Origin of the sequence: Streptomyces sp. ADI96-02 (assembly GCF_003846185.1) — a bacterium.
Taxonomy (GTDB): Bacteria; Actinomycetota; Actinomycetes; order Streptomycetales; family Streptomycetaceae; genus Streptomyces.
Map to the genome: position 1 here is coordinate 151,007 of NZ_ML123034.1, position 20,833 is coordinate 171,839.

21 protein-coding genes are annotated in these 20,833 nt (G+C 73.0%); 10 read left to right on the top strand and 11 right to left on the bottom strand.

Annotated elements, in window-relative coordinates; translation table 11 throughout:
* Nucleotide 1: 1 nt before the first annotated feature.
* Together EES43_RS00615 and EES43_RS00620 are read right to left on the bottom strand one after the other, a co-directional pair.
* Nucleotides 2–2,107: a telomere-associated protein Tap gene (locus EES43_RS00615; protein ID WP_124266803.1), complete on the bottom strand. Its 2,106-nt coding sequence runs from the start codon at nt 2,105–2,107 to the stop codon at nt 2–4.
* A 73-nt stretch (nt 2,108–2,180) separates the two neighbouring features.
* Nucleotides 2,181–2,813 (bottom strand): O-methyltransferase, encoded by a 633-nt coding sequence (locus tag EES43_RS00620; RefSeq protein ID WP_124266804.1) that lies wholly within the window; start codon nt 2,811–2,813, stop codon nt 2,181–2,183.
* Nucleotides 2,814–2,924: 111 nt separating this feature from the next.
* On the opposite strand from EES43_RS00620, the gene EES43_RS30435 reads away from it, so the two are divergent.
* The gene (locus tag EES43_RS30435; protein WP_164493089.1) at nt 2,925–3,356 is read left to right on the top strand and encodes a MerR family transcriptional regulator; all 432 of its coding nucleotides are present in this window, start codon (nt 2,925–2,927) and stop codon (nt 3,354–3,356) included.
* A 66-nt stretch (nt 3,357–3,422) separates the two neighbouring features.
* Here EES43_RS30435 and EES43_RS00630 read toward each other — a convergent pair whose 3' ends face one another.
* From EES43_RS00630 to EES43_RS30440, 4 genes are all read right to left on the bottom strand, one after another.
* Nucleotides 3,423–3,809 carry a VOC family protein gene (locus EES43_RS00630; RefSeq protein WP_124266806.1) on the bottom strand — a complete coding sequence of 129 codons (387 nt, stop codon included), beginning with the start codon at nt 3,807–3,809 and terminating at the stop codon, nt 3,423–3,425.
* A complete protein-coding gene (locus EES43_RS00635; protein WP_124266807.1) occupies nt 3,790–4,098 on the bottom strand; it encodes an ArsR/SmtB family transcription factor in 309 nt (102 codons plus the stop codon). The genes EES43_RS00630 and EES43_RS00635 overlap by 20 nt, the downstream gene beginning before the upstream one ends.
* Before the next feature lie 185 nt (nt 4,099–4,283).
* On the bottom strand, nt 4,284–5,249 hold the full coding sequence (locus tag EES43_RS00640) for an isopenicillin N synthase family dioxygenase (RefSeq protein ID WP_124266808.1): 966 nt from the start codon (nt 5,247–5,249) through the stop codon (nt 4,284–4,286).
* 61 nt (nt 5,250–5,310) lie between these two features.
* Nucleotides 5,311–5,466: a hypothetical protein gene (locus EES43_RS30440; protein ID WP_164493090.1), complete on the bottom strand. Its 156-nt coding sequence runs from the start codon at nt 5,464–5,466 to the stop codon at nt 5,311–5,313.
* A gap of 202 nt (nt 5,467–5,668) precedes the next feature.
* Here EES43_RS30440 and EES43_RS00645 point away from each other — a divergent pair, with 202 nt between their 5' ends.
* The 5 genes from EES43_RS00645 (at nt 5,669) to EES43_RS00665 (ending at nt 13,228) form a co-directional block, all read left to right on the top strand.
* On the top strand, nt 5,669–8,392 hold the full coding sequence (locus EES43_RS00645; protein ID WP_124266809.1) for a helix-turn-helix transcriptional regulator: 2,724 nt from the start codon (nt 5,669–5,671) through the stop codon (nt 8,390–8,392).
* A gap of 189 nt (nt 8,393–8,581) precedes the next feature.
* Entirely contained in the window at nt 8,582–9,172 is a 591-nt protein-coding gene (locus EES43_RS00650) for a hypothetical protein (RefSeq protein ID WP_124266810.1), read from the top strand.
* Nucleotides 9,169–10,608: an MFS transporter gene (locus EES43_RS00655; protein WP_124266811.1), complete on the top strand. Its 1,440-nt coding sequence runs from the start codon at nt 9,169–9,171 to the stop codon at nt 10,606–10,608. The genes EES43_RS00650 and EES43_RS00655 overlap by 4 nt, the downstream gene beginning before the upstream one ends.
* 207 nt (nt 10,609–10,815) lie before the next feature.
* The gene (locus EES43_RS00660; protein WP_241192594.1) at nt 10,816–11,679 is read left to right on the top strand and encodes a class I SAM-dependent methyltransferase; all 864 of its coding nucleotides are present in this window, start codon (nt 10,816–10,818) and stop codon (nt 11,677–11,679) included.
* Nucleotides 11,680–11,776: 97 nt separating this feature from the next.
* Complete coding sequence (locus tag EES43_RS00665) at nt 11,777–13,228, top strand: hypothetical protein (RefSeq protein ID WP_124266812.1); 1,452 nt, start codon at nt 11,777–11,779, stop codon at nt 13,226–13,228.
* 77 nt (nt 13,229–13,305) lie between these two features.
* On the opposite strand, the gene EES43_RS00670 is transcribed toward EES43_RS00665, so the two are convergent.
* Nucleotides 13,306–13,785 (bottom strand): MarR family winged helix-turn-helix transcriptional regulator, encoded by a 480-nt coding sequence (locus tag EES43_RS00670; protein ID WP_124266813.1) that lies wholly within the window; start codon nt 13,783–13,785, stop codon nt 13,306–13,308.
* A gap of 113 nt (nt 13,786–13,898) precedes the next feature.
* On the opposite strand from EES43_RS00670, the gene EES43_RS00675 reads away from it, so the two are divergent.
* The 3 genes from EES43_RS00675 to EES43_RS00685 all read left to right on the top strand — a co-directional run bounded on the left by EES43_RS00675 (nt 13,899) and on the right by EES43_RS00685 (nt 17,196).
* Nucleotides 13,899–14,309, top strand: a complete 411-nt coding sequence (locus EES43_RS00675; protein ID WP_124266814.1) for an organic hydroperoxide resistance protein — start codon at nt 13,899–13,901, stop codon at nt 14,307–14,309.
* Nucleotides 14,310–14,861: 552 nt separating this feature from the next.
* Nucleotides 14,862–15,281 carry a hypothetical protein gene (locus EES43_RS00680; RefSeq protein ID WP_124266815.1) on the top strand — a complete coding sequence of 140 codons (420 nt, stop codon included), beginning with the start codon at nt 14,862–14,864 and terminating at the stop codon, nt 15,279–15,281.
* 319 nt (nt 15,282–15,600) lie between these two features.
* On the top strand, nt 15,601–17,196 hold the full coding sequence (locus tag EES43_RS00685) for an FAD-dependent monooxygenase (RefSeq protein ID WP_124266816.1): 1,596 nt from the start codon (nt 15,601–15,603) through the stop codon (nt 17,194–17,196).
* A 33-nt stretch (nt 17,197–17,229) separates the two neighbouring features.
* Here the strand turns inward: EES43_RS00685 and EES43_RS00690 are convergent, their stop codons facing one another.
* The 3 genes from EES43_RS00690 to EES43_RS00700 all read right to left on the bottom strand — a co-directional run bounded on the left by EES43_RS00690 (nt 17,230) and on the right by EES43_RS00700 (nt 19,391).
* Nucleotides 17,230–17,856: a TetR/AcrR family transcriptional regulator gene (locus EES43_RS00690; RefSeq protein WP_124266817.1), complete on the bottom strand. Its 627-nt coding sequence runs from the start codon at nt 17,854–17,856 to the stop codon at nt 17,230–17,232.
* A 72-nt stretch (nt 17,857–17,928) separates the two neighbouring features.
* A complete protein-coding gene (locus EES43_RS00695; RefSeq protein WP_124266818.1) occupies nt 17,929–18,624 on the bottom strand; it encodes an SDR family NAD(P)-dependent oxidoreductase in 696 nt (231 codons plus the stop codon).
* Between the two features lie 113 nt (nt 18,625–18,737).
* Nucleotides 18,738–19,391: a hypothetical protein gene (locus EES43_RS00700; RefSeq protein ID WP_124266819.1), complete on the bottom strand. Its 654-nt coding sequence runs from the start codon at nt 19,389–19,391 to the stop codon at nt 18,738–18,740.
* Nucleotides 19,392–19,728: 337 nt separating this feature from the next.
* Here EES43_RS00700 and EES43_RS00705 point away from each other — a divergent pair, with 337 nt between their 5' ends.
* Complete coding sequence (locus EES43_RS00705; RefSeq protein ID WP_124266820.1) at nt 19,729–20,280, top strand: glycoside hydrolase family 25 protein; 552 nt, start codon at nt 19,729–19,731, stop codon at nt 20,278–20,280.
* Nucleotides 20,281–20,406: 126 nt separating this feature from the next.
* Here EES43_RS00705 and EES43_RS00710 read toward each other — a convergent pair whose 3' ends face one another.
* Nucleotides 20,407–20,658, bottom strand: a complete 252-nt coding sequence (locus EES43_RS00710; protein ID WP_124271725.1) for a hypothetical protein — start codon at nt 20,656–20,658, stop codon at nt 20,407–20,409.
* Nucleotides 20,659–20,833: the final 175 nt, after the last annotated feature.

A 20,833-nucleotide genomic window follows, 5' to 3' on the forward strand; every position in this document is an offset into this window, starting at 1 on the left:
GTCACTCCCCTTCGTCCAGGACGGCGTCGCCGCCCTTGATGTGGCGGGCCGGGTTGAAGCCGCGCTCCATGAGGTCGACCGCCCAGGCCATCTCCTGGACGCCCTCCAGCTTGGCCAGGCCCGGAGTGGGGCCGAGGCGGAAGCCGCCGGGCTGGGGCTTGCCGGAGGCCGCGTAGGGCAGGAAGTCCAGGGGGCCGGGTCCCGGGCTCGGGTAGACGACGCAGTCGGACAGTACGGCGAGAGGGAACAGGCCGGTCATCCGCGACATGTTCAGCAGCTTGCGGTGCATGTTCACACGCGCCTTGCTGATGACCGCGGCCCTGATGTCGGGGCGCCAGGTCGGGCGCTCCAGGGCCGGCCACCGGTCGCCCTCCTTGTAGTGCCTGCCCTGCGGGCGCTCGCGCAGCTTGCCGATGCCGCCCTTCACCGTGGCCTTGACGGCCGCGAGGACGGCCGCGAGCGCCGGATCGGCCTGCTTGTGCCGTTCCATCGCGGCCAGGAACGCGGCGTCGTCGAGTTCCCTGGTGACGCCCAGATCGGCGAGGGTGTCGACGTAGGCGTTGCGGAGCCGGTCGTGCCACGGGTCCAGATACGCGCCGCTCTCGCGGCGCAGGAACCCCTCCAGGGGCCGGACGTTGTGGCCGAGCTCCTGGGCGTAGGCGACGGTGTGCGTCTGGTACCAGGCCGGACCGGTCGGGCGGGCGCCGGACGGTGTGAACGGCGACGGGAGCCGTGGATCCAGCTCGACGTGCGAGAGGTCCACCAGCCAGGAGCCGGGGATCTTCGGGTTGAACGCCGGTGCGTGGAAGTGGTCGGGGGCGGAGAGGCCGACCGTGAGCCGGGCGGCGGCGGCGAGGAAGGCCGTGTTCAGGTCCAGGCCGACGGCGTGGGGCAGGAGGCATTCCTCGTCGGTGAGGAGGTCGACCGAACGCACCCACTGGTAGGCCTCTTCGTCCAGGAAGCCGCCGGTCCAGCCGGAGTCGACGACCACCGGGTGCTCGGCGGTGGCCTCCGGCGGGGCCGGGTCCATGGGTTCCGTACCGAGCGATCCGGGGTTGTGGCCGGAGACCCAGTTGCCGGTCGCGCGGTCCTGCACGGCCCGGGTCGGGGGCCGCAACGCCGTCATGAGCTCCAGCCCGGAGACGGCCGTGCTGCCGCGCGGCGTGATCACGCGCTGGGCGTACACGCCCAGGACGCGGGCGACCTCGGCCGGCTCCATCTCCGCCACGCCGGGCCAGGACCGGTCGTCGAGCGCGTCCCAGGACAGCAGGGCGAGCTGCACGCACTGGCGTTGGTTCCCGGACGCCTTGCGGTAGATCCGCGCCCATGGTCCGAATCCGCGCTGGGTGAGCTGCCACTTCGCCCGCGCGATCTGCTTGACGACGGGGTGGTCCCCGGGCAGGCGCAGGGAGCGGCGCTGTTCGTGGCCCTCCAGCCGCTCGGGGAGGCCGAGCTTCACGGCGGCGGACGCCGTGAGCGCGACCAGCGGATCGGCGTCCTTGCCGTTGCGGTGCAGCTTCGCCGCGCCGAGTCCGGACTCGCGCAGTGTCCAGGCGACCAGTTCGGGCACGGTGGTCGCCGGACACTCCAGCACGATCCCGTTCACGCCGTAAGCGGACCCGTCGCCGTCCAGCACGGCGAGCGGGCCGTGCGGAAAGCGCGGGTCGCCGGCGGGCTCGGCGGGCGTCCTGCGCACGGGGCGGTGTGATGCGGGGCGGGCGACCGGGGCGGGCGGCTGCCGTACGGCCGCGGGCGCGTCGGGCAGGGCGGCTTCCGCAGCGGCGGGCGGACCGTCGAGGGCGGCCGGAGCCGGCTGCGGCACGCCTGGGAGGGCGGGGGCGACCACGGGAGCCGACGACACGGGATGCTTCGCCGCCCAGCCGTTCAGCAACCGCTGGTAGGCCTCCAGGCGTGGCGACTTGGGCTCGCTGCGGCCGTTCTCGTAGTTCTTCACCGTCTGGGTCGACGTCTTCAGGGCGACGGCGAGGCGGGCCTGGGTGATGCCCGCGGCCTCCCGAAGCCGGGCACGCTCAGCGGGAGGCGGGAGCTGCGGCTCCTCCTCCAACAGGGCGTCGACCGACGCGAACAGCTCTTCCTCGGATGCCATGGTGCTACCTCCACCGCGGACCCTAACAGTCCTTACCCTTGCCTTTTACCCGGTCATTTAACCCGAACGGGGTTCACGCCGCCTCGCCCTCCGGTGCCGCGCGCTTGACGCACAGGGCCGTCTCGCCGAAGACGTGAGTCTGCCACAGGCGGGCCGAGCCGAGGTGGTCGGCGGCTGCCCGTTCCGGCCCCAGGATGAGGTTGCCGACGATCAGGCTGCCGCCGGGGCGCAGCAGCCGGTGCAGTCCGCGGACGACGGACAGGGTGGGGGCGAACCCGTCGAAGAAGGCCAGGTCGTACTCCGCCTCCGCCAGGGTCGGCAGGACCTCCTCGGCTCTGCCGGGCATCACCGTGACGCGGGAGGCCGGCCCGTGCCCGGCGATCGTCGCCCGTGCGAGTCGTACGTGCTGGTCGTCCGCCTCGATCGTGTCCACCCGTGCGCCGGGCACGGTCGCGGCCATGGACAGCGCGGTGTACCCCAGCGCGGTGCCGACCTCGACGATGCGTCGGGCCCCTGTCGCGGCGGCCACCGTGGCCGGCAGCGATCCGTCGCCGTAGGCGAAGGCGCCGCAGCGGTGGCGGCGGCGGTGGAGGCGGGTGGCCGCCTGGACGTCGGCGAAGGGGTCGTCGGTGCGTACGGGGCGGCGGACGGCGGCGATCGCGGCGATCGCGACCGTGCGGATTCCGGATGCGGCGTGCGACGGCATGGGGCCTCCAGGCGGACTGGGGTGTCTACCCGCGGCGCTCGTCGCCGCCGGGATTCCGTACGCTGTCACTTGAACCCCGCTTCAAGTCAAGGCCGGCAGCCGGAGGCTCTGTTGACGACACCGGGCAGCCACGACGCGTCCGCCCGCCCGCCGCTGCTGGACATCGGCGAGGTGGCCCGGCGGACGGGCACGTCACCGTCCGCACTGCGCTACTACGAGCGTCTGGGGCTGCTGGCCCCGGCCGCCCGCAACGGTCTGCGCCGGGCCTACACGCCGGACGTACTCGACCGGATCGCGCTCATCCTCAACGCGCGGGCCACCGGCTTCTCGTTGAACGAGCTGGTCGCGGTCCTTGATGGCGAGCCGGACGCCGTGCGGCGGTCCATCGCTTCCAAGTCCCGGGAGATCGAGGACCGGATCAGGGAGATGGAACAGGCTCGTGCACGCCTGGCGCATGCTCTGACCTGCCGTCACGGCGACATCCTGGCGTGCCCCGCATTCCTTCGGGGGCTCCGGGAGGCGCTGCCGGAACAGGAGCGGTGAGCGGTCTCCTCGACGGCCTCGGCGCGCGTGCCGGTTCCACGCACCGCCCGTTCCACGCGCGGCGCTCTACGCGCTGTGGACGATCTGGATGAGATTGCCGCAGGTGTCGTCCAGGACGGCGGTGGTGACCGGCCCCATCCGCAGCGGTTCCTGCGTGAACCGCACCCCGAGCCCGCTCAGCCGCTCGAACTCCGCCGGCACGTCGTCGACGGCGAACGAGGTGGCCGGGATGCCGTCCTGGACCAGGGCCGTCTTGTACGGCTTCACCGCCGGATGGCCGTCCGGCTCCAGCAGCAGTTCGGTGCCGTCGGGATCCTCCGGCGAGACCACGGTCAGCCACCGGTCCGCGCCGAGCGGCACCTCGGTCTTCTTCACGAATCCCAGCACGTCGGTGTAGAAGCGCAGGGCCTTGTCCTGGTCGTCGACGAAGACGCTAGACAGGTGGATCCTCATGGTTGCTCTCCGGTGCGTCGGGCCTGAGCCACCGGGTCACGATGCGCTCAAGGGGTTCGGTGTTCAGGTCGTGGAACTTGTAGCGGCCCTGGCGGCGCGAACGGATCAGTCCGGCCGATTCCAGGACGGCCAGGTGCTGGCTGATCGCCTGGCGCGACAGCCCCACCGAGTGCTCGGTCACCAGCCGGGCGCAGATCTCGAACAGGGTCTGGCCGTCCCGTTCGGTCAGTTCGTCCAGGATGCGCCGGCGTGTGGGGTCGGCCAGCGCCTTGAAGACATCCTCCGCCATGACGACGACCATAGGCAAGCAGCGACTTGCCTATCAAGGGTGACGGTCGCGGAGGTCGACGGCTGTCGCGGAAGTCGGCAGTCGGCAGTCGGCAGTCGGCAGTCGGCAGTCGGCAGTCGGGCCCGAACGGACCTGGGCGTGGCGAAGTCAGACGTGCGCCCGGCGGCGGTGGAGTCGTCTCCGGATCACTCGACGGTGATCGAGTTCAGTTTCTCGCGCAGGTACAGGTGGGAGTCGATGGGCGGATACGCCACGCGCCCCACCGGCGGGGGCAGGGACTCCACCTGCGTTCCCGGGGTGCACTCACCGAAGTACACGAGCGACATCAGTTCCTCCGACGGTGCGTCCACGGGCGGCGGCAGGACCCGGTGCCGACCCGACCGCCAGCGGTCCCCGGTCCAACGGGCCAGCAGATCACCGACGTTGACGGTGAAGGCGTCCGGGTCGTACGGCGCGTCCTGCCACCCTCCCTCGTCGGTGTACACCTGCAGCCCGCCCTTGCCCGCCTGCCGGTCGAGGAGCGTGAGCGTGCCGAAGTCGGTGTGCGGACCGATCCGGAACTGGCCGGGCGCGGGCTCGCCGACGACCTCCGTCCCCGGGTACCAGTTGATGTTGAACCCATAGGTCGGATGCTCCATGTGCCGGGAGAAGAAGTCGGGCCGGAGTCCGAGGGCGTGTCCCAGCAGGGACAGCAACTCATGCTCCAGGGCCTTCATCACGGCCAGGTACCGCTCGCACGGAGCCCGAAGCTCCGGCGTCTCGGCCGGCCACACGTTGGGCGAGTACCACTCGGCGTTGACGACGGGGTCCGTGAAGGGCTCGTCCGTGGCGAAGGTCAGCGACTCCTTCAGGTCGGGCGGGGTCTCGGTGCCTTCCGCGTATCCGTTCGCCTCGGCTCCGGGACCGAGCCACCCACGCCCGCCGACCTTCACGGCGTAGGTCTGCTTCACCTCGACAGGGAGGACGAAGAACGCTCGCGCGGCCGTCCGGACGGCCGCCCGCAGTACCGGGTCCACTCCGTGCCCGGTGACCAGGAGGAACCCCGCTGCCTGCAAGGCGCTGTCGACGGTGCGGGCGAGCGCCCTGCGCGTCTCGGTGTCCCCCTCCCGCCAGCGGCGCAGGTCCAGGGTGGGAATGCGGTTCTCACTCACCGATCTCCTCCTCCGTCGTGTTCCGTGACTCCTCCCCCGACGTGTTTCGCTCCGACGACCGTCACCGCACCAGGACGCGGTGCGGCTCGTCCAGGACGTCGAAGGCCGCGATCAGCCTCAGCGCCGCGGCGCACACGCCCGTGCCGCGCAGCGGGTGCGGGTGCGGTGCCGGGGCGTGTCCGCCCGCCGCACCGGCTCGGAACGCCGCAATCATCATCGCCGCATTCATCATCGCGCTCCGCTCCGGCGTCCGCACGGCAGACGGCACACCCGGCCGGGCCCGGTCCCCGTAGCGACCACCTCCGCCCGGCCCGCCGTTCCCGTACGGGCTCGGTGGTCAGCCCGGTGTGCGGCCCACCGGCGGGCGCCCTGCCGGACGCCCCGGGGCTGCCGGCGTCCGGCCGCTTAGGGTGGTCCGCGTGAACCATTCGCCACCGCGCAACCGCCGTGACCTGGACGCGGCCCTCACCGAGGCCGCCGCCGGGGCCCTCACCGCGGCCGGAAGGGCGGGGCCGTCGGTGCTGGTCGTGACCGGCGGCGTGGGCACCGGCAAGAGCCGCGTGCTGCGCGACGCCTCGCCGGGGCCGGGGGTCCTGGTCCGGCGTGCCGCGGTCGGGGAGCTCGCCGATCGAGGGCCGTACGCGGTGGTGAGCCGGGTGCTGGGCATCGATCTCGGGCGTCCGGTCCCGGCCGACGCGGAGGACCGGTTGCTGGCGCGTCTCGACGAGTTGTGCGCGGCGTCGCCGACCCTGCTCACGGTCGACGACGCCCATGAGGCCGACGCGGCGTCCCTCTCGGTACTGCACATGATGGCGTCGGCCGCCCGGGACCTGCCGCTCGTCCTGTTCATCGCCCGATGCCCGGATCCCGAGCGCGAGCACCTGACGCGGCTGCTGCGCACTCCGGGAGTGGCCGAGTTCGTGCTGCCGCCGATGGACGAGATCGACCTCGACGCCCTGGTACGCGAGCGCACCGGCCGCTGGCCCGGCCCGCGCCTCCGCTCGGCGCTGCTCCCGCACCGGGACAACGCGCTGCGCGTCACCACGCTGATCGACGACCTGGCGCGCCTCGGGGCGCTCGGCGACGGGGACCGGGTCGAACTGCTGCCGGGCCGCGAAACCGGCCCGGCCGGGCCTCTCGAAGGCGACCACGCCATGGGAGCCGTGCCCGGGCGTCTGGAGGGACCCGTCCGCGAGGTGGCCCGCGCCCTGGCCGTCCTGGGCCGGCCCGTCGGACCCGACGAACTCGCCGCCGTCGCCGGGCGGGAGGCCGTCGCGATCGTCGAACCCGTCCAGGAGCTCATCGACCGCGGGGTCGTGGGCTTCGATCCCGAGGGACGGATCGCCTTCACACACGACGGCTACCGCGACGCCGTCGACCGCGCCACGCCCGACCCGCTGCGCCGTGTCCTGCACGCGGCGGCGGCACGCCACGGAGCGCCCTCGGCGGAGCGCGTCCACCATGTGATCGCCTCCGGCGCGCCGCCCGAGGCCGTCCTGAGCGCCGTCGAGGACGCGGCGGACGACCTGGCCCACGCGCCTGCCGTCGAGGCGGACCTCCTGGCCCGGTCCGCCCCGGAGTCCGGCTCCTCCGCGGCGGCCGTCGAGCTGGCGGCCAGGAGGTCGCGGGCCCTGGCCCGTTCGGGGCAGATGCGCCGGGCGGAGACAGCGGCGCGCACCGCCCTGGCGATGACCGCGGACCCGGTCCGCACGGTCGAACTGCGCCGTGTGCTGATCTTCGCGCTCACCGTCCGGGGCGAGACGGCGGCGGCACTGACCCTGGTCGACGAGGCTCTGGCCGGGGCCGTGCCGCCGCATGTGCGGGACATCCTCGTCGAGCACCGCCGACAGCTCGTCCAACTCGGCGGCCTGGAACCCCTGGCGCTGCGACCGCCCGTTCCCGATCCGCTGGAGCTGACGCTGACGGGGCTGGTCACCGAGGCGGTCCGGCTGTGCCTCACGGGTTCGCCGCACGCGGGCGCCGAACTCGCGTGGGAGGCCTCGCGCCGCCACATGTCGGCCGGCGTGGACCCGTACGAAGGTGTGTCGAGCGACATCTGGCCGCCCTTCGTCGAACTCTTCCTCGGCGGGCCCCGGGCGGCGCAGGAGGCGATGTTCGACGTACGGCGGCTGCGCGACGACCGGGCGGCCCACTGGCAGGCCGCGCCCCACCAGCTGCTGAGCGCGTCGATCGACATGAGTGCGGGACGGCTGGACGACGCGGCCGTCTCCTTCGACACCGGTCTCGAACTCGCGGAGTCCGGGGAGCTGGCCTGGACGTCGATGTCCGTCGGCGCGCGCGCACTGATCGACGTCCTGCGGGGCGACCTGGACGCCGCCGACGTACGGCTACGCGCGTGGGAGTCCGGGGACGGCCCGCTCCAGTTCGGCATTCCGCAGCCGGCCCGCGCACGGGTGGCGCTGCTGGAGGCGCGTCGGAAGTACGCGGAGGCCGCGCGGCTGGCCCGCGTCCTGTGGGCGGACGCGGCCGGGCGGAACTGCTTCCTGTGGCTGGCCACCGTCGCGCCGGAGTGGAGCAGAGTGGCACTGCGCGCCGCCGACGACGAGCTGCGGGCCGTGATCGCTCGGGACCTGGCACGGCTTCCGCGCCCGCTCAGCCCGGCGCTCGCTCCGGCGGTGCTCTTGGCCCAGGCCCTCACCGGGCCCGGCGACCGGATCGTGGGGCAGGCCCTGGAAGCCGCCGAAGCGGCCCGTCTGGCAGGCGAGGCCCTGACGGAGACGGCCGCGTGGGAGGAGGCCGCGGTGGCCGCCGCGTCGCGCGGCGACAAGGACCACGCCCGCGAGTGCGCGCGGCAGGCGCTCCAGCGGGCGGAGGAGAGCGGCGCCTCGGGTGTGGCGGGCCGGGTGACCGGGCGGTTGCGCGCGGTGGGCGTGCGGCTGGGCGGGGCGTCCGCGCGGCGGCGGCCGACCACCGGCTGGGCCGCCCTGACGCCCACGGAGGCGCGGATCGCCGAACTGATCGCCTCCGGGCTCTCCGGGCCCGACATCGCCCGCACCCTTCACGTCTCGCCCCGCACCGTGCAGACCCATGTCTCCCACGCACTGGCGAAACTCGGGCTGACCAGTCGCGTCGAACTCGCCGCCGTCGCCGCCCGCCGAGCCCAGGGCAGCCAGGACGACTGAGGACGAGCGCGTACCGCCGAGCGCTCCTCCTCCCCGTCGCCGCTGATCGGTGGGCCGGCGGGCTGCCGGCCTGTGACGCTCCGCGCACGGGGCACTGTCACGAAACCCTCTGTCATGCGACGGATGTGTGCGCGCGGGAAGCTTCGGATGCTGGTGGTGTTCCTCAAGACGACAACGCCGGAGACCTCGATGAGATCCACCAATCTGCTGCTCGGCCTGGTGCCCTGGGTCCTGTTCTCGATGATCGCCGAACGTCTGGGGGCGGACGCCGTGGGGTACGCGGCCCTGGCCGCCTGCCTCGGCTCCCTGGTGCTGGCCGTGCGCGGTCTGCGGGCGGACGGGCTGAAGGTCGTCGACGCCGCGGGCGTCGTGACGTTCGGCGTCCTCGCGGTGGCCGGCTTCGCCGCGGGCCACCACGTGCGCGAGCTGCTGGTGGACTACGCGCGCGGCGGCGCGGCGCTCGTCCTCGCGGCGGTCATGCTCGTCTCCGTCCTCACCGTGCCGTTCACCGAGCAGTACGCCCGTGCCGGGATCGACCGCAGGTACTGGGAGAGCCCCGTCTTCCGGAGCCTGAACCGGCGGCTCTCGCTGATGTGGGCCGGAATCATCTCCGTGATGGCCCTCTGCCATCTGATCGCGGGCGCGCTCTCGGCGTCGGGCGGCGGGTTCTCCAGCAACATCCTGCTCAACTGGGCCGTCCCCGTACTGCTGGTCGTGTACGGCGTCAAACACACCGACCGCGTCGCCGAGGGCGCCCGGCCCACCGGTTCCGCGTCATGAGCGACCTCACCGCAGCGGCCCCCGCCGACGCCCGCGCCTCACGCTCCGGGTGGACGACGCTGATCGCGATGACCGCCGGGCTGTCGATGATCATGCTCGACCAGACCATCGTCACCGTGGCGCTGCCCACCATGGCCCGGGACCTCCCGCTCTCCTCCGGCGGCCAGCAGTGGGTCGTCAACGCCTACGTCCTCGCGATGGCCGCGGCCGTGGCGCTCGGCGGCCGACTGGGCGCGAAGCTCGGACCGGTCACCACCTTCCGCATCGGTGTCCTGGTCTTCCTCACGGCCTCGGCCCTGTGCGGATTCGCACCCTCCGGAGCGCTCGGGGAGAGCTGGCTCATCGCGGCTCGCGCGCTCCAGGGAGCGGGAGCCGCGCTGATGATGCCGGTGAGCGCCGCCATCGTGATGGCCGCGTTCCCGCCCTCCGTACGGGGGCGGGCCATGGGCGCGTACGTGGGCATCAGCCAGGTGTCCCTGGCCCTCGGGCCCCTCCTCGGCGGCACGCTGACCGAGTGGGCCACCTGGCGGGCGATCTTCTGGATCAACGTTCCGGTGGGCGTGGCCGCCCTGCTCCTGGTGCGGCACGCTCGTCCGGCCGACCCGGCCCAGCCCTCGCTGACCGTACGGCCGTGGCACGTGGTGCTGCTCGTCTCGGGAATCTCCACGACCGTCTACGCGCTTCAGCAGTCCGCCGCGTGGACGTGGACCTCGCCGTACACACTGCTGACCCTCGCCGCCGGTCTGCTGCTGACCGCGGTCTTCGTCGTCAGTCAGCTCCGCGCGCCGGACCCGCTGGTGCAGGTGCGGCTGCTGCGGCACCGGGCCTTCGTCGGGAACATCGTGGTCCTGCTGGCGACCCAGTTCGGGCTCCTGCCGATCGTGCTGTTCGCCTCGCTCTACGCCCAGAACCTCCTGCGCTACAGCCCCGTCCACGCGGGGCTCGCGTCGCTGGCGCTCATCCTGCCCCTGATGGCGGGGGCGCAGATCGCCGGCCGCTGGTACGACCGCTCGGGCGTGCGGCCACCGCTGCTCACCGGCCTCGCGCTCGCGACCGTCGGCACGATCGTCTGGGCGGCCTGGCTGCCGGACATCGCCTACCTGTCCAAGGTTCCGGGCATGGCCCTGGTCGGGCTCGGACTGGGTCTGATCTTCTCCCCGGTCAACACGGACGCGCTCAACCGCGTCCCGGCCGCGGACCGCACGCAGGCGTCGGGCATCGTGCAGAGCGTCCGCCAGCTCGGCGGCACGCTGGGGGTCGCGGTGGTCGGGGCGGTCATCCTGGCCCACGAGCACGCGGTGGGCCCGGCGCTGCGGGCCCAGGACACCGCGGAGGCCATGGTCTACGGATTCGGCGTCGCGGCGGGCGTCTTCGCCGTCGGGCTGGTCTGCGCCTGGTTCCTGCTTCCCGGAGGACGTCCGGCGGTGCGGGACTGAGCGGTGCGGGACGGAAAGGACGGTGGGCCGGGCCGTGCGGGGTGCGACGGCCCGGCCCGCCGCCGCTCCCGTGCTCCTGCCGGGAGACCGCCGGTCCCGGGCGGCGGGACGCGCGGGGCGGCGCGACAATGGGGACGACGAGATCGGCGGTGGTGGACCGTGGACCCTGACGAACGAGTCTCCCCGACAACTCCGGCGGCGGAACCGGTGGGCCCCGGACAGGAGCCCGGCCGCTACGGCGCCCGGGTCTTCCCGCCCGGGGCGCGCGGCGAGGACGAGCGCATCGACCTCGGAGCCCTCGCCTACGACGACGTGACGATGGCGCGGCTGGAACGGCTCGGTGCGGGACCGGGCACGCACTGCCTGGAGGTGGGCGCCGGGACGGGCACGGTGGCGCGGCGCCTGATCGGGGAGCTCGGGGTGGCGAGCGTCCTGGCGGTCGACCGGGACGTACGGTTCGTCGAGGCGCGTGCGATGCCGGGGCTGTCCGCACTCCGGGCCGACATCACGGCGGACGACTTCCGTCCCGGCTCCTTCGACCTGGTGCACGCGCGCTTCGTCCTGATGCACCTGCCGGAACGCGAGCGGCTCGTGGGACGGCTCGCCGCGCTGCTGCGGCCGGGCGGTGTGCTGGTGCTCGGCGACGCGGCCGACCTGACCTCGCACAGCGCGCCCGTCACGCCGTTCACGACGGTGATGCGCGCGATGTGGCAGGGCCTGAGGACCAGTATCGGCACCGACGTCTCGTGGGTGGCGGAGTATCCCGACCTCCTGCGCACCGCCGGTCTCACCTCGGTCGCGGCCGAGGTCCACGTCCCGCCGCTGGAGCCCGGCAGCGCCATCAGCCGCTTCTGGGCGGACACCTGGAACCGGTCCCGGGCGGCGATGCTCGCCACGGGGCTGGTCGACGACGCGGCGATCGACGCGGGCATCCGCTACCTGGACGCGGCCGACTGCGCCGCTCTGTCCCCTGGGCTCATCACCGCCTGGGGACGCCGGCCCGGGGGCGGCGGGCCGGCGGGGGGCGGAACGGAGGCGAGCGGAACGGGGGCAGCCGCCCCGCATCCGTGAGGCTCGCCGGGCCGACCGCCCCGCGTCGTCGGGCGAACGAACCGCAGGTCGGCGGCGGCCCCGGCCGATGTCAGTGGCGCGTGGTTCGATGAGGGGCATGCTCACGAACGCGCCCGTCTTCGCGCTCCCCACCCCCGCCGCCCTGTTGGACCGCTGCCGAGTCCTGGCGGCGGTCAGCGCCCTCCTGGACGGCCACCGAGCGCCCCACGGGGCGGTCTACACGATCGGTCTGCCGCGGCGGGGCGCTGCCCGACGCGGCGCCGCCGGGCCGGTCTTCTCCCTGAGGAGGGGAGGCAGCCGCCTCGACGTCCTCTTCCGCGCCGAGGGCGTCCTGCTGTGGGGACGGGCGGGCCACGGGCCGGGCAGGCATCCTCGCGCCGCGCTCGACGGAGTCCCGGAGGCTCTTCGCCCCCTGCTGCCCGAACAGCCCGTCGACGTCGTGGCGTGGTGCGGTCCGGACGACGCCGCCTGGCGCATACCGAGGGGCGCGGGATCCGGTTCGGCGTCGGGGGCGGGCCTGCTGGACGACCTGGTGGCCGTCCGCCCGCAGCCGCTGAAGTGGACCGGCCGTCAGAGTCGGCCGGAGGCCGTGTGGGACCTGATGGAGTCCCTGACCGCAGCACCGGCGTGGGAGGGCGACGCGCGCAAGGACGGGCCGCCCGGTGCGCGCGCCGACGTCGGCGAAGAGCTGCTGCGTTGCCGCGACCGGTCCGGAAGGATCACGACCGCCGTCTTCCGGCGTCGGGCCGGCGTCAGCCGCTCCCACTGCATGGACCTGCGCGTCGGAGTGGACGACGACATGGTGGTGATCGGCGGCGGCGCGGTCGGTGAGGTCGAGCCGTACGGGGCGCTTCTGACGGCTTCGTTCCCGTCCGACGACGGCAGGGCGTGGGTGGTCGCGTCGAAGGACCACGCGGTGCCCCAGCCGCACCGGGTGACGGGTTACGCGATCGGCCTGAAGATCGAGGGAGTCAGCAGGAGGAGACTGGCCGAGGAGCTTCTCCTCGTTCACCGGGTGCGCAGCGAGCAGGCCCCGCATCCGGCGGTGTCCGCGGCGGCCCCGGAAGGATTCACGCTCATCGGCGGGGGAATCCGCGCCAACTGGCACGACGGAACGGCGTCGCCCGGCCCCGGCAGCCTGGCGACCGCCTCGTTCCCCCGGGCCGGTGAGGCGTGGACGGCGCGGGCCAAGGACCACCTGCACAGCCACCCCTGCACGGTCGACGCCTATGCCGTCTGCCTGAAGTCGGCGTTCAGGATCGACGGGCGCGACGTCAGCGTGGACCGGCACATACGGTTCGCGGAGAGCTCGGGCGAGACGCCCGCTCCCCGCGTCTCGACGGCCCTGGGGGACACGGGGCACGCGCTGACCGGGATCGGCGCGGAGGTGCGTCAGCGTGATCCGGGCTCTCTTCTGTGGCAGCTCGCCCCCGTGGCCGAGAACGGCACGGTGGCCGGAGTCTCGGCGGGCGGCAAGCAGCACGAGGCGTGGGCGCCGTCGAGCATCGCGGCCTGGACGCTGGGGATACGGCTCGACGAACGCGGCTGACAGGTGCCCGCGGGCATGGTCTCCGGCGAGTGGTGGCCCCGGAGCGGCCACCGCGGCGGGAGGCCGGTGGGCCGGCGTCAGCGGCCGGCGTCCAGCGCGGCGGTGAGGCGGCCGAGCGTGTCCTGAAGGGCCAGGACTTCCTCCATGGACAGGCCCGTCGCGGCGAACAGGGCACGCGGGACGGGCAGGGCGCGCTCGCGCAGGTCCGCGCCCTCCTCCGTCAGATGGATCACGACGGAGCGCTCGTCCTCGCGGCTGCGTTCGCGCCGGGCCAGTCCGGCCGTCTCCAGCCGCTTCAGCAGGGGGGACAAGGTCCCGGAATCCAGATGGAGGCGTTCTCCGATGACCTTGACCGGCTGAGGGCCGTCCTCCCACAGCACCAGCATGACCAGGTACTGCGAGTAGGTGAGTCCGAGATCCTTCAGCGCCTGCCGGTAGAAGCCGCCGAACGCGCGCGACGCGGCGTGCAGCGAGAAGCAGACCTGGTGGTCGAGACGCAGCAGTTCCTCTTCACGGAGCGCGGGTGGTTCGGGCGGGACGCCCGGGACGGTGGTCATGGGAACAGCGTACCGCCCACACACAACTAAGTTGTGCACAATTTAGTTGTGTGCAACTCTTATCCCCGTGGGGCGGCCGAACCGGTCGCCGCCCGCCATCGAGGAGGTCACCCATGGACGCGTTGTACACCGCCGCCGCCACCGCCAACGGTCGCGAAGGCCGTGCCGTGAGCTCGGACGGTCAGATCGACCTCCCGCTCGCGATGCCCCCGGCGCTGGGCGGCGACGGGAAGGGCACGAACCCCGAGCAGCTGTTCGCCGCGGGGTACGCCGCCTGCTTCGCGAGCGCCATGGCAGCCGTCGCCCGGGAGATGAAGGTCGACGCCAAGGACGCCTCGGTGACCGCCGAGGTCTCCATCGGCAAGGACGATTCGGGCTTCGGCCTCGCCGTCGTGATGCGGGTGGAGCTGCCGGACTCCCTGACGGGCGAGGTGGCGCGGCAGTTGGTCGAGGCCACCCACGCGTACTGCCCGTACTCGAAGGCCACGCGCGGAAACATCGACGTCCAGCTCGTCGTCGAGTAGCCCGCGCCGGCCGCCACCGGGTCCGCCCCGCACCGCCCGGCCCCAGTGCCGCGAGCGGGTGCCGGGCGGACCCGGCGCGAGGGCTCAGGGAGCGATTCCGACTCCGTCGATCCGGCTCCACGCCCGCGTTCAGCGCCCGGTCGTCGCGCGAACCCCGGTACCTCACGCCCTGGTTGGAGAAGGGATTCCGGCCGCCCAGCCGATCGACACGATGTCCCGGAACGCGATTGCGTACATGGCGTTCGCCCGACGGCGACCCGCGGCGGGGCAGCGGGCGTACGGCCGGAGAGCGGGAGACGGGAGACGGGAAGCCGGTACCGGAGCCGGTGCCGGAAAGCCGGAGCCGGGAGCGGAATCGCCGGGAGCCCGACATGATCGTCGCTCCCGGAGCCATCCTTCCTAGGGATTTCCCCTAACGACATTCACGGAGGAAAGGGCAATAGTGGGCGCAGGCCGCATCGCGGTGCTCCGGCGTCCGCTGGTACGGCGTCCCGCCGGGGCGGCAGGGCCGAAGACCGAAACAGTGATCCGAGGCGGGACGGGAGGCACGCGGTGAAGGCTTCGAGGACTCCCCTCGCCGCGTCGGCCCCACCGGGCCGCCCGGCCGAGCTCTCCTCCCCCGTGCTCGCCTGCGTCGACGTACGGGTGCGTGCCTTCACGGCCGAGGCCGTCAACACGATGGGGCCGGTCCTGGCCGAGCTGGGATTCACCGGCCCGGAGATCCTGCGCAGCCCGCGCCCCTACCCGGTGAACGTGACCCTCCGGTACCGGCGCGAGACCACCGTCGTCGAGACCACCCTCGCCCTCGGGTACGGAGGCCAGGAGCACGTGTACACCACCGTCGCGCCGGCAACCGGCGCCGCACGCGGCACCGAGGTCGGCCGCGGCACCGCGCACACCGGCCCCCGGATACGGCGGGCCCTCGACCACCAGTCCCGTGTGACCAGGGCGTTCCTCATGGCGCGACGCTGAGAGCCGTCCGGTCGGTCGGGCCTGGCTCCGGCACCGGGCACGCGCTCGCCCCCCCTCACTCCTCCGCCCCGGCGGCTACCAGGCCCGTCGGGGCGGAGGACAGCCCGTCCCGGGGCCCGGGAAATTCAACGCCGACGGCTCCGTCCCGACCGCGACCGCGCAACCGCCCCGGCGGAAGGGGCCGGACACCGCCGGTTTCCCGGCTCGTCCCGCCCTCGCGCGGGGGCTTCCCACTGCGCCGCCCAATTCATCAGCCTCCCGTCGCGGACGGCGACGTAGTACTCATGGGGGAACGGGTTCACGACCGCCTGGAGGAACCATGCGCACAGGGAATGCCCCGCCGGTTCTCGTCGTGGGCGCCGGGCCCGTGGGCCTCGTCCTCGCCTGCGAACTCGCGCGCCGGGAGATACCGGTCCGGGTCGTCGACCGCCTGCCCCGGCCCACCGATCAGTCCCGGGCGATCGTCGTTCACGCCCGCACGCTGGAAGCCCTCGAACGGGTCGGCGCGCTGGACGACTTCCTCGCGGCGGGCATACGCGCCTCGGCCGTCGAGATGCACGACGGTCCGAACGTCCTCGCCCACGTGGAACTCGACACGGTGGACAGCCCGTTCCCCTTCTCCCTGGTACTCCCCCAGACGGACACCGAACTCATCCTCACCCGCCGTCTCCGGTCACTCGGCGTGCGGATCGAGCGCGGAGTGACCCTGACGGAGTTCGCCCAGGACGGCGACGGAGCACGGGCGCGGCTGAGCCTCCCCGATGGCGGCGGCGAGACCGCGGAGACGCCGTGGATCGCGGGCGCCGACGGCAGTCACAGCACGGTCCGGGCGGGCACCGGGCAGCGGCTGGTGGGCTCGTTCACGGGCGAGCGGTTCCTCCTCGCCGACGTCGAGGCGACGCACCGGCTCGACCCGTCCGCGATCCACACGTTCTTCCCGCCGGAGGGCGGCGGCCCGCTCCTCGTGTTCCCCATGAGGGAGCGCCGCGTCAGAGTCATCGCGCAGGTCCCGCTCGACACACCCACCACCGAACCCACGCCCGCACAGGTACAGGACGTCCTCGACGCACGCGCCGGAGGGATCGCCGTCACCTCCACGCACTGGTCGACGGTCTTCGACATCCACCACGCGCAGGTACCGCGCTACCGGCGGGGACGGGCCCTGCTGCTCGGCGACGCGGCGCACATCCACAGCCCGGCCGGCGGGCAGGGCATGAACACCGGGATGCAGGACGCCTTCAACCTCGCCTGGAAGCTCGCGGCGGTCGTGCGCGGCGAGGCGGCGTCCGAACTCCTGGACAGCTACCATGCCGAGCGGCACCCCGTCGCCCAGCGCGTCATAGAACAGACGACCCGGCTGACCGACCTCGGCACGCTGCGGCGCCCGGCGGAGCGAACCGTGCGCAACATCCTGCTGCACACGGCGTCCGGCCTTGCTCCGCTGAAGCACGGTGTGGCCGACATGACGGAGGAGATCACGGTCAACTACCGCCACAGTCCGCTTGTCGTACGCGGCGAGCGCGGGCACGGGCCCCAGCCGGGGGACGCCGCTCCCGACGTCCGGACGGCAGAGGGGCAGCCGCCTTGGCACAGCCTCCTCGCGGAGGGTCCGGGACACACCGTCGTCACCGTCCTGCCCGAGAGTCTTGACGCCGATGCCCGCCCCGCGCCTCCCGGAACGCCTCCCGGCACCCGGCGACTCCTGGTCGGCGACGAGCCGGGGCCCGGAGTCGACGTGGTCGACCCGCAACGGCGCATCGCGCGGCGCTACGGCTTCGGGGCGCACGGCGGAACGTTCGTGGTCCGCCCGGACGGCTATCTCGCGAGCATCGGACGCGACGGCCGGGGCACGACGGCGGCGGAGGACTACTTCGTACGCCGGGCGACCGGGCGACCGCTGTCGCAACCGCTCTGACAAACGGTCCGCCGAGCAGGGCGTCGCCGGGTTTCAGACGGTGGCCGCCGGCGGCCGGCGGGTGCGCCCGGGGCCGCGCAGCGCCTGGCCGAGCAGCGGCGTGATGTGGGCGACGACGTCCTCGGTGCTCATCGAGGCGATCGGGTCCAGTCGCAGCAGATAGCGGCTCGTGACGAGGCCCGTCATGATCGCCGAGAAGGACGCGGCCCGTTGCGGGGCGTCGCTCCCGCCGAGCAACGCGCCGAGGGGGCGGATCACTTCGGCTTCGAGGACTTCCCTCAACAGCACGGAGAGGGACCCGTCCACACCGGCGCGCCGGAGCAGCGAGAGGAGTTCCGGCCCGGTGCGGGGATCGTCCCAGGCGCGGAGCACGGTGCGTGCGGCCCGTTCGGGGAAGTCGGAGTGGTCGCCGCTCCTCAGCAGGTCGGCGAGGAGTTCGGCGGGGTTCGCCGGCAGGGCGAGGGCCGCCCCGAACAGTCCCTTCTTCGAGCCGAAGTAGTAGCCGATGAGTGCGATGTCGACGTCCGCGTCGGCGGCGACGGAGCGGAGTGTCACAGCGTGGTAGCCGTCTTCCAGGAAGCGGCTGCGGGCTGCGTCGACGATCGTCTTCCGAGTGTCCGGCCGGCCGCGGCGCCGTCCTCTCCCGTGTCCTTGGCTCATCGGCGCAACGATAGGGCGGCGGGCGGCGGACGAGTCGGAACACACGCGGCGAGGTGTCGCCCGGCGCACGGTCTACCAGGCGACGGGGCCGAAGCGGTCGACGAAGCGGCCGGTGCCGGCGTCGGCCGGCTCCGTGGCGAGGGCGACGATGGCGTCGGTTCCCTCACGGATCGTCTGGGTGCCGCGCCGGCCGTTCAGGTCGGTGGCGGTGAATCCGGGATCGACGGCGTTCACCCGGATACCGGGCAGCGCCTTGGCGTACTGCGTGGTGAGCATCGTCACCGCGGCCTTGGAGGCCGTGTACAGCGGAGCGGCGTACCGGGATTCGATCCGGTCGGGGTCGTGGGTGAGCGCCTGCGATCCCATGCCGCTGCTGACGTTGATCACCGCCGGGCTCCGGGATCCGCGCAGCAGCGGCAGGAACGCGGAGGTGACACGGACGACGCCGATCACGTTGGTGTCGAAGACCTCAGTGGCCTCCGCACCCGTCAGTTCCTCGGCGGGTGCGTGCGTTCCGGTGATCCCGGCGTTGTTGATGAGGGTGTCGATGCGGTGCTCGTGATCCCGGATGTCGGCCGCCGCCGCCGCGACGGACTCCTCGTCGGTGACGTCGATGCGGACGAACCGCGCGCCGAGCCCTTCGGCGGCGCTCCGACCGCGCTCGGCGTCCCGCGCTCCGATGATCACGGTGTGGCCGAGCCCGGTCAGCCGCCGGGCGGTTTCGAGGCCGAGGCCCTTGTTGGCCCCGGTGATGAAGGTGATGGTCATGAATCCAGCATCCGCGCTGAGAGGGCGTCAGCCGGAGAGGGACGCGCCGTGGGACGGCTCGCCGCTCCCCGGGTACGCGCGCACACCACCCGCGACGCCGCCGTGACACATCGTCAGGCGGACGCCTTCTCCGCCTCCGCCGGGGCGGCGTCCTTGGCCGCAGCCGGGCTGTAGAAGACGGAGCGCCCCTGCTTGGAACGTTCCAGCAGGCCGTGTGCGACACCCTGTTCCAAGGTGTTGCGCACGACCGTCACCTGGACCTTGCGGTCCGGGTGCGCCTCGGCGAGGGCGGTGGTGATCTCGGCGGCGGAGCGGGGCTCGCCCTGCCCGGCCAGGTGATCCGTGATCAGCTCACGCCACGTGGTCTCGGTGGCGTGGGTGCTCTTGGCGGCCTTCTTGGCCGTCTTCTTGGCCGTCTTCTTGGCGGGCCGCTTGGGGGCGGTCGTCTTCGCCTCGGACTTCCGGGGTGCGCCGCTCCCGGCCTTCGCGCGGCGGGCGCTCGGCACGGTCGCGGTCTTGCCGCCCTTGGCGCTCCGGGCGGCCGTGCCGGTGCCCGTGCCAGCGGTGCTGCCCGGCGTGCCGCTGCCGAGAACGTGCTGCATCTTCACCAGCACCTGCTCACTCTCCTCCAACTGCACGAGCTCCGCCTGCAGCCTGGAGAGTTCGGTACGCATCCGATCCTGCTCGCTCCTGTTGGCGGACAGATCGTCGGCGATCCGCTGTGCGTAATCCGCGGTGAGGCCGGACGTAGGGGTGTTTCCAGACATGAAGTCCTCGTCCTTCGGTGTGCGTCCAACAACGTGAGCAGCTGATGCTACCCACACCAACGAAGACACAGCCCTGTTGGATACCACCTCCACACCCCCGAACACCTCGTAAAGGCTTCTCGCAGCACGGCGGCGACCGAACATTTCAGGTCACACTCTCACCGTCGGCGGTCCGCTCGCGCGCTCAGGTCCGACCGCCCCCGTCTCACACCGGCGCACGCGCCCCCGCGCTCAGGTCCGGCACCGTGGTTCGAACAGGACGGATGGAACCGTTCCGGGCAAGCAAGGGGTGGGCAGGAAACGGAATGCCAGTGATCCACTTCTTGAGGCGGTTCCCATGCTCCACGGTGTCGACGTCAGCGCCTACCAGCCCAACTACGACACGGACGGCCTCGACTTCGTCCTCATCAAGTCCACCGAGGGCCGCAGCTACGTCAACCCGCGTCTCGACGAACAGGTCAAGCGGGCACGGGACGCCGAATGCGTGGTCGGCTTCTACCACTTCCTGTGGCCGGGAGACGTGGCGGACCAGGTGACCTATTTCCTGAGCAAGACCCCGGAGAAGGACGGCGACCTGCTCGCGGTCGACTGGGAGGAGACCGGAGACGGCACACGGGCGAGCAACGCGGACAAGGACGGCTTCCTGCGGGAGCTCAAGAAGCGCCGACCCGACCACCGGGCCCTGCTGTACTGCAACCGCACCTTCTGGCGCACGTACGATCGGACCGACTACGCGGGCGACGGGCTCTGGATCGCCGACTACGTCTCCGCGGGCCGCCCGCGGATCGAGGCGGAGTGGCGCATCCATCAGTACGCGGACAAGCCCCTGGACCGGAATGTGGCCGACTTCGCCTCACGCAGCGCGATGCGCGACTGGGCTGCCGGGTAGCACCGGCGCCACGGCGCCTCGGTGCGTGGGCGGAGCCGTCGGCCGCCCCGGCCGCCCGGTACGCGGAAGGCCCGCCCCGACGACCGGAGCGGGCCCTGCGTGCTGAGGTGTGTGGAACGGTGAGGGTCAGCGGCCCTGCGCGTACTCGGCGAGGAACTGGCCGCGCTCGGCCTCGAAGTGCTCCCTCTCGCCCTTGACGTAGGTGATCCCGTACGGGCCGCCGAGGTTGAGGATCTCACCGCTCGCGCGGGATCCCTCGACGGCGGCGTACTCGGCCCCGATCTTCCCGCCCTCCCAGCCGGTGGCGGCGGCGGGGGCGGCGGCGACGAGACCGGCGGTGGCGACGGTGGCCAGCGTGACGGCGATACGGCGAAGCATGTGCGCTCCTTCTCGTTGGCGGGTGGTGCGGGTGCACTCACCATGGCCCGGCGCCGGCCGGCATCCGGGCGGGGCGCGCTCGCGTCGCGACGAGATGCACCTGTTCGGACGCGCCGTCGCGCCACGCGCCCCACCGGCAGCGCACGGAACCGCCCGGAGCACTGCTCCGAACGCG